This is a genomic window from Streptomyces spongiae, assembly GCF_009377185.1.
In the GTDB taxonomy this organism is placed as follows: domain Bacteria; phylum Actinomycetota; class Actinomycetes; order Streptomycetales; family Streptomycetaceae; genus Streptomyces; species Streptomyces spongiae.
This window is the reverse complement of sequence record NZ_VJZC01000543.1, coordinates 1-6828: the sequence shown is the minus strand read 5'-3', so window position 1 is coordinate 6828 and position 6828 is coordinate 1. Positions and strand designations below refer to the sequence as shown.

Below are 6828 nucleotides of genomic sequence, written 5' to 3'. Positions count from 1 at the left end.
GGTAGGGGCGGCGGGGGCGAGGAAACCTCAGGCGCGCCGGCGGCGAAGGGCTCGGACCACGACAACCGCTGAGGCAAGCGCCAGCGCCGCGGCGGGCGCGGCCCAGCGCAGGGTGGGGCCGGTCACGACGGACTCGGGCACCGGCACGGGAGCGTACCGACCCCGCGGCGGCGCATGATCCACCTCCTCCGCACTGCGCCCGATCATCGTGCGCCGCGCGTGCGCCGCCTCGGCCGGCGGCTCCCCCTCGTCCACCTCATCCGCCCCATCCGACTCATCCGCCCCATCCAACTCATCCGCCCCATCCGCGAAGCCCTCGGCCACCACGTCCTCCTCGGACGGAACAGCGTCCTCTTCCTCGGCTTCCGGGACCGGCGGTGCAGCCTCCGAGGACTCGGGCTCCTCGACGGGCTCCCCCAGGTTCTCCGCGAAACGGGTCAGCAGACGCGTCACCGCACCCGACACCGCGTCATCGTCGAGCTCCTCGATCCGGCCGTCGGCCGTCGCCGTGCCGCCGAACGTGACCGTCGTGCCGCCCTCCGCCGGATCGAGCCGCACCGAGAGGGCCAGCTTCACCGAGCCGCTGCCACGCGCCTCCGTGGCGTCACCCTCGATCGCGAAGGAACCGTCGTCATGCCGACTGACACGGAGCGCGCCGCGGTAGGTGATGGTGTGGCCGGAGACGCGCACCTTCAGGCGCCCCGCCACCGGTGCCGTACCCGCGTCCTGCTGGAGACCGGGCACCGCCCGGGCCACCCGTTCCGGGTCGGACAGGGCCGCCCCGAGCCGCTCGACGGGAACCGGAACGAACACCTCATGCTCCATGTCTGCCGAGCCTACCCACGTGCCACCCGATCTCACCCGTACATCCGCGTTTTCCCGTGGTCGTGGTCGTGGTCGTGAACCTGGGGCGTGGGCCTCAGTCGCCGTACCGCGGGTGCACCAGCGTCGACGGCGGCAGACCCTCGACACGGGTCGCGTCGGCCCGTCTCTCGGCCGCCGCGAGGGCCGCGACGCTGAAGGGCCCCGTGTGGGTGCGGGGGCGGGGACGGGGCGCCTGCACGGCCACCGGCCGTTGCCGCGGGGTCGTGTTCGCAGCCGCGGCCGAGGCAGAGGTCGACGCCGACGCTGACGCCGACGCCGACGCCGACGCCGACGCCGACGCCAGCACGAAACCCCAGTCGCGCGGCCCCCGCGAGGCACCCGCCGCACGGTCCGGGCCCGCCGCGAAGGAGGAGGCGCGGCCGCCCACGCTGTACGGCGTCGTGCGGAACCCGGCCGCCCGTACCGTCGCCTCGACCGTCCAGAAGACGCGCGGCCGGGACGCCACCGGGCCCGCGTGGACGACCAGGCGCCCGTCGTCCGCGAGGACCTGGCGGGCCAGGCCGTAGAACTCCTGCGAGTACAGCTTCATGCTCGCCGTGATCCCCGGGTCGGGCAGGTCCGCGACCACGACGTCGTACGCCGTCGCCGGGGGCCCCTGACGCAGCCAGGCGAAGGCGTCGGCCGTGAAAACACGTACGCGCGGGTCGTCGAACGCGTGGCCGTTGAGGGAGGACAGGGCGGAGTCGGTGCGCGCCAGGCGGATCACGCCCGCGTCGGGTCCGACGACGTCCACGCGGCGCACGCCCGGGTGGCGCAGCACCTCACGCGCCGCGAGGCCCTCCCCACCGCCGAGGACGAGGACGCGCGCGTGGGGGCCCCGCATCGCGGGGTGGACGAGGGCCTCGTGGTAGCGGTGCTCGTCACGGCCGCTGAACCGCGGGCGGCCGTCGAGGAAGAGGTCGAGCGGGCGGCCGCGGGTGCCGCCGGTGAGGACCACTTCCTGGACGTCGGTGTGCAGCGCGACCCGTACGTCCCGGCCGTACACCGCCTGCCGTGCGGCCCGTTCGAAGTCGTCGACCAACACGGCGGCTGTCGCGAGGAGGCCGAGGACGACGGCGTTCGTGAGGAACATCAGCCAGCGGCCGCGACGGCTCAGTTCGCCCCGGAACAGACCGAGTACGAGGGCGCCGCCGGCCACCGCGTTGACCGCGCCGGTGAGCATCGCACTCGTCAGCTGGCCCAGCCAGGGCAGGAGGAGGAAGGGGAAGGCGAGGCCGCCGACCAGTGCGCCCACGTAGTCGGCGGCGGAGAGGTCCGCGACCGCGCCGCCGGCGTCCTGGCGGCGGATGCGCTGGATCAGCTCCATGAGCAGGGGGACTTCGGCGCCGATGAGCAGGCCGATGGCGAGGGAGAAGGCGACGAGGAGGTGGCGCGGGCCGTCCGTCCACAGGCCGCCCCAGTCACCGGTCCAGGCGAACACGGCGTACACCGCCATCGCGCTGCAGCCGCCGAGCAGCGCGAGGGCCGCCTCGATGGCGCCGAAGCCGGCGGCGGCGCGCCCGCGCAGGCGTTTCGCGGCGAGGGAGCCGATGCCCATCGCGAAGACCATCACGGAGACGACGACGGATGCCTGGGTGATCGAGTCACCGATCAAGTACGAGGCGAGGGCGACGAGTTCGAGTTCGTACACGAGTCCGCAGGCCGCGCAGACGAACACGCACACCAGGACCAGGAACCGGCCCGTGCCGGGGCGGACGGGCAGCCGCGCCCGGCCGGCCTGCCCGCCGGTGCCGCGCCGGGTCGGTGGGACGCCGGGGGGTGCGGGGGCGTGCGGTTCGATCACGCTAGGGAACGCTACGTCACGCCTGCGGCGCGCTAGGTCACCCACACGAGTGGAAGTTGGGCCTTGTGAGGGTGCCGGAGTTTGGGTGGCCGTCCCTGAGGGCTGCCGCCCCCAGACCCCCGCTTCGGCCTGAACGGCCTCGTCCTCAAGCGCCGGACGGGCTGGGTGGTGCTGGACTGGGCGGAGAAGTGCGGGGCTACTCGTCCGACGAGAAGCGCACCGCTGCCGTCGGGATTCTCGCGTCGCACCACACCCTTACGCCGTCCCGGAGTTCGTTGTCCGCGCCGATGACCGCGCCGTCGCCTATGACCGCGCCGGTGAGGACCGAGCGCTCGCCGATGCGGGCCCTGACGCCGATCAGGGAGTCGGTGATGACGGCGCCGGGTTCCACGACGGCGCCCGCGAGGACCGTACTGCCGAAGACCCGCGCGCCCTCGCCGACGAAGGCGCCCTCGCCGACGACCGTGCCGCCGGTCAGCTTGGCGTCGCCTGCGACCCGGGCCGTGGGCAGGATCAGGCGGTCGCCGCAGCGGCCGGGGACGGCGGGGGACGGGGCCCGGCCGAGGACGAGGTCGGCGGAGCCGCGGACGAAGGCCGCCGGAGTGCCGAGGTCCAGCCAGTAGGTCGAGTCGACCATGCCCTGGAGATGGGCTCCCGCCGCCAGGAGGTCCGGGAACGTCTCGCGTTCGACCGAGACCGGGCGGCCCGTGGGGATCGTGTCGATGACCGAGCGGCGGAAGACGTACGCCCCCGCGTTGATCTGGTCCGTGACGATTTCCTCGGGGGTCTGCGGCTTCTCCAGGAAGGCCGTCACCCGGCCCGTGGCGTCCGTGGGGACCAGGCCGTAGGCGCGTGGGTCCGTGACCTGTGTGAGGTGCAGGGAGACGTCCGCGCCCGTCGACTGATGGGTCGCCACCAGGGCCCTGATGTCGAGGCCGGTGAGGATGTCGCCGTTGAAGACCAGGATCGGGTCGTCGGGCCCCGAGCGCAGACGCGAGGCCACGTTGCGTATCGCGCCGCCGGTGCCGAGGGGTTCCTCCTCGGTGACGTACTCCAGGTGGAGGCCGAGCGCGGAACCGTCGCCGAAGTACGGCTCGAAGACCTCGGCCAGGTACGAGGTCGCCAGGATGATGTGGTCGACGCCCGCCGCCCTCGCCCGTGCCAACTGGTGGGTGAGGAAGGGGACGCCCGCCGCCGGAACCATCGGCTTCGGGGTGTGCACCGTGAGCGGACGCAGCCGGGTGCCTCTGCCGCCGACCAGGAGAATCGCTTCTGTCACCTGTCGTCTCTGCTTCCTGCCGGGACCGGCCGAACTGTCTTTCGTCGGCCGGCCAGTGTATGCAGACCGTTCGATACGTCTTCGATGGCAGTGCGGGGTCGTGCGTGGGGCGCGGTTGGCAGTGCGACCTACCCTCCCTGGTACCGCGCCGCCTGCGAGCGGACCGTGCCGAGCTTGCCGTACAGGCTGCTGCCGGGGCACTCGGTGGCGAAGCCGTCCCGGTGACCGGAGATCGTGTTCAGTCGCACCTTCCTGCCCTTTGGGTAGAGATTGCCACCACCCGACGTCAGATATGTCGTGCCGTTGGCGTCCGCCCCGTAAAGTCCGAGCTTCCAGGCGGTGATCTTCGCGATACCGGTGACCGCGCTGCTGGGCGGCTGCGTGGTGCCGAAGCTGCCGAGCATGGCGACACCCATGCTGTTCGCATTGAACCCGAGGGTGTGGGCGCCCATGACGGGCTTGGCGACACCGCCTGCGCGGCCTTCGTAGATGGTGCCGCACTTGTCGACGAGGAAGTTGTAGCCGATGTCGCGCCAGCCGCTGCTCACGACGTGGTAGCGGTAGATACTGCGGATGAGCGAAGCGGACTGAGAACAGCTGTAGTTGTTGCCCGACGCCGTGTGGTGGACGAAGGCCACGTCGACCCGCTTCGTGTAGAGGAACTCGCGCTCTCGCAGTTGCTCGTCGGCACCCCATCCGCGGCGCGTGACGATGGCTGGACGAGCGGCGGCGGCCTCCTCCTCGGCATCTCGCGGGGACGCGGGGATCTCGAAAGCGCCCAGGGGCGCGAGGTCCGCGTTCACGGCGGACGCGGCGGCCGCCTCGGCGGTCAGCGGACCGAGGTGCGAGGCGTCCACGGGGGAGCCGCCCGGCGGGGGGTCGGCGACGTCGCCCGGGTCGACGAGTTCGAGGCGCAGACCGGTCGGGAGCGCCTGGACGCCGGGGACTCCCGTACGGTGCTCGATCTCCGCCCGGACCCGTACCTCGACCCCGTCCGAGGGGCCGACCCACAGCGGTGCCGTCGAACCGCGTACGCGTCCGGAGGCGCGCTCCGCGGTGCCCGGGTCGGCCGCGTGCTCATGGTTGTGCGTCTCGATGTCCTGCCAGCCGGACCAGCGGGCCGTGCCGGTCGCCCGGGTACGGACCTGGACGCGGCCGCGGAGCTCGGTCTCCGGATCGTCCCAGACCACGCCGACCAGGGAGAACGACCGTACGCCTCTGCGTGTGACGCCCTGTTCCTCAGCGGCCGGATCGGCCGGTTCCGCCGTGCGGTCGCCGCCGAGCGGGGCGAGGGCGATCGGGGCGAGGGCGATCGACTGGGTGATGCCCGGCAGGGGCCTGTCGGCCGGGAGGCGGGCGGGCGCGGCCGAGGCCGGGGACGCGGGCAGGGCCAGGGACAGAGGAACGGCCAAGGGAACGGACAGGGCTGCCGCGGCGCAGGTGACGCCGATCGATGGTGTCAGGAATGTACGCATACGCCTGATATTGCGCATAGTCATGCTTATGCGCATATCCAGGATTTGACGGACCGTCGGTTGGATTCCTCCGAACCGGTGGCACGGCCGATCGACCGGGCGGCCGGTCCCGGCTGACGCCCCGCGTACGCTTGCCGCGTGAACGCCACCGACCGCACCCCTGCCGACCTGCTGCGATCCGCGCTCGCCGCGGATCCCGCGCGCCCCCTGGTGACCTTTTACGACGACGCCACGGGCGAACGTGTCGAACTGTCCGTGGCCACCTTCGCCAACTGGGTGGCCAAGACCGCGAACCTGCTCCAGGACGAGTTGTCCGTCGAGCCCGGCGACCGGGTCGCGCTGCTGCTGCCCGCGCACTGGCAGACGGCCGTATGGCTGCTGGCGTGCTCGTCGGTGGGCGTGGTCGCGGACGTGGCCGGTTCGCCGGCGGTGGCCGACGTCGTGGTCAGCGGGCCCGACACGCTGGACGCGGCCCGCGCCTGCTCCGGGGAGCGGGTGGCGCTGGCGCTGCGGCCGCTCGGGGGGCGCTTCCCGCAGCCGCCGGAGGGGTTCGTCGACTACGCCGTCGAGGTTCCGAGCCAGGGCGACCGCTTCGTGCCGTACGCGCCCGTCGATCCCGAGGAGCCCGCGCTGATCGTGGCGGGGCGGGAGTTCAGTGGGGCGGAGGTGGTGGAGCGGGCTCGGGCGGAGGCGCCTGCGCTGGGCTTGACCGGGCCTGGGTCGCGGTTGCTGTCGGGGTTGCCGTACGTCACGTGGGAGGGGTTGGGCGCGGGGTTGTACGCGCCGCTGGCGACGGGCGGGTCCGTGGTGTTGTGTCGGCATCTTGATCGGGTCGGGGAGGAGATCGTGGCTGAGCGGGTGGAGAGTGAGCGGGTGACGGTTACGGCTCGCTGACGGGTTGCCTCCGGCGGTTGGGGGGCTTGTGGCTGCGGGGCGCGTTGTGGGTTTTGCGCAGTTCCCCGCGCCCCTTGGTGGGGTGGTGCGGGTCGTCTCTTGGCTGCGGGCCGCCTGTGGGTTTTCGCGCAGTTCCCCGCGCCCCTGATGACGTGGTGCCGGTCCTGTCCTGGCTGCGCGCCGCCCGTGGGCTTTCGCGCAGTTCCCCGCGCCCCTGATGACGTGGCGCCGGTCGTCTCTTGGCTGCGGGCCGCCTGTGGGTTTTGCGCCGTTCCCCGCGCCCCTTGGTGGGGTGGTGCACGTCGTCTCCTGGCTGCACGCCGCCTCTGGGTTTTGCGCCGTTCCCCGCGCCCCTTGGTGGGGTGGTGCACGTCGTCTCCTGGCTGCACGCCGCCTCTGGGTTTTCGCGCCGTTCCCCGCGCCCCCATCGGGGCGCTTTCCTCGCCCGTTCGGCCTAGGTCCGGCCGCCGTTGGGTGGGGGGCGGGGCATCGTCGTAGGAGTACGTCGTGCT

The 6828-nt window shown here is 72.8% G+C and carries 5 protein-coding genes; 1 reads left to right on the top strand and 4 read right to left on the bottom strand.

Features of this window, described 5'->3' with window-relative positions:
* Positions 1-27 precede the first annotated feature (27 nt).
* From FNH08_RS40915 to FNH08_RS40900, 4 genes are all read right to left on the bottom strand, one after another.
* Entirely contained in the window at positions 28-825 is a 798-nt protein-coding gene (locus FNH08_RS40915) for an SRPBCC family protein (protein ID WP_152776582.1), read from the bottom strand.
* Positions 826-919: 94 nt separating this feature from the next.
* A complete protein-coding gene (locus FNH08_RS40910; RefSeq protein WP_322726285.1) occupies positions 920-2668 on the bottom strand; it encodes a polyamine aminopropyltransferase in 1749 nt (582 codons plus the stop codon).
* A gap of 196 nt (positions 2669-2864) precedes the next feature.
* Positions 2865-3947, bottom strand: coding sequence for a mannose-1-phosphate guanylyltransferase (manB, locus tag FNH08_RS40905; protein ID WP_322726284.1), 1083 nt, complete (start codon positions 3945-3947; stop codon positions 2865-2867).
* A gap of 128 nt (positions 3948-4075) precedes the next feature.
* On the bottom strand, positions 4076-5422 hold the full coding sequence (locus tag FNH08_RS40900; RefSeq protein WP_228034671.1) for a peptidoglycan recognition protein family protein: 1347 nt from the start codon (positions 5420-5422) through the stop codon (positions 4076-4078).
* A 138-nt stretch (positions 5423-5560) separates the two neighbouring features.
* Here FNH08_RS40900 and FNH08_RS40895 point away from each other — a divergent pair, with 138 nt between their 5' ends.
* Entirely contained in the window at positions 5561-6316 is a 756-nt protein-coding gene (locus tag FNH08_RS40895) for a TIGR03089 family protein (RefSeq protein WP_322726283.1), read from the top strand.
* The last annotated feature ends 512 nt before the right edge of the window (positions 6317-6828 follow it).

Bases quoted from the DNA above. Each gene is read 5' to 3' on its own strand.
- FNH08_RS40915 (WP_152776582.1), bottom strand. From the start codon at position 825: ATGGAGCATGAGGTGTTCGTTCCGGTTCCCGTCGAGCGGCTCGGGGCG.
- FNH08_RS40900 (WP_228034671.1), bottom strand. From the start codon at position 5,422: ATGCGTACATTCCTGACACCATCGATCGGCGTCACCTGCGCCGCGGCA.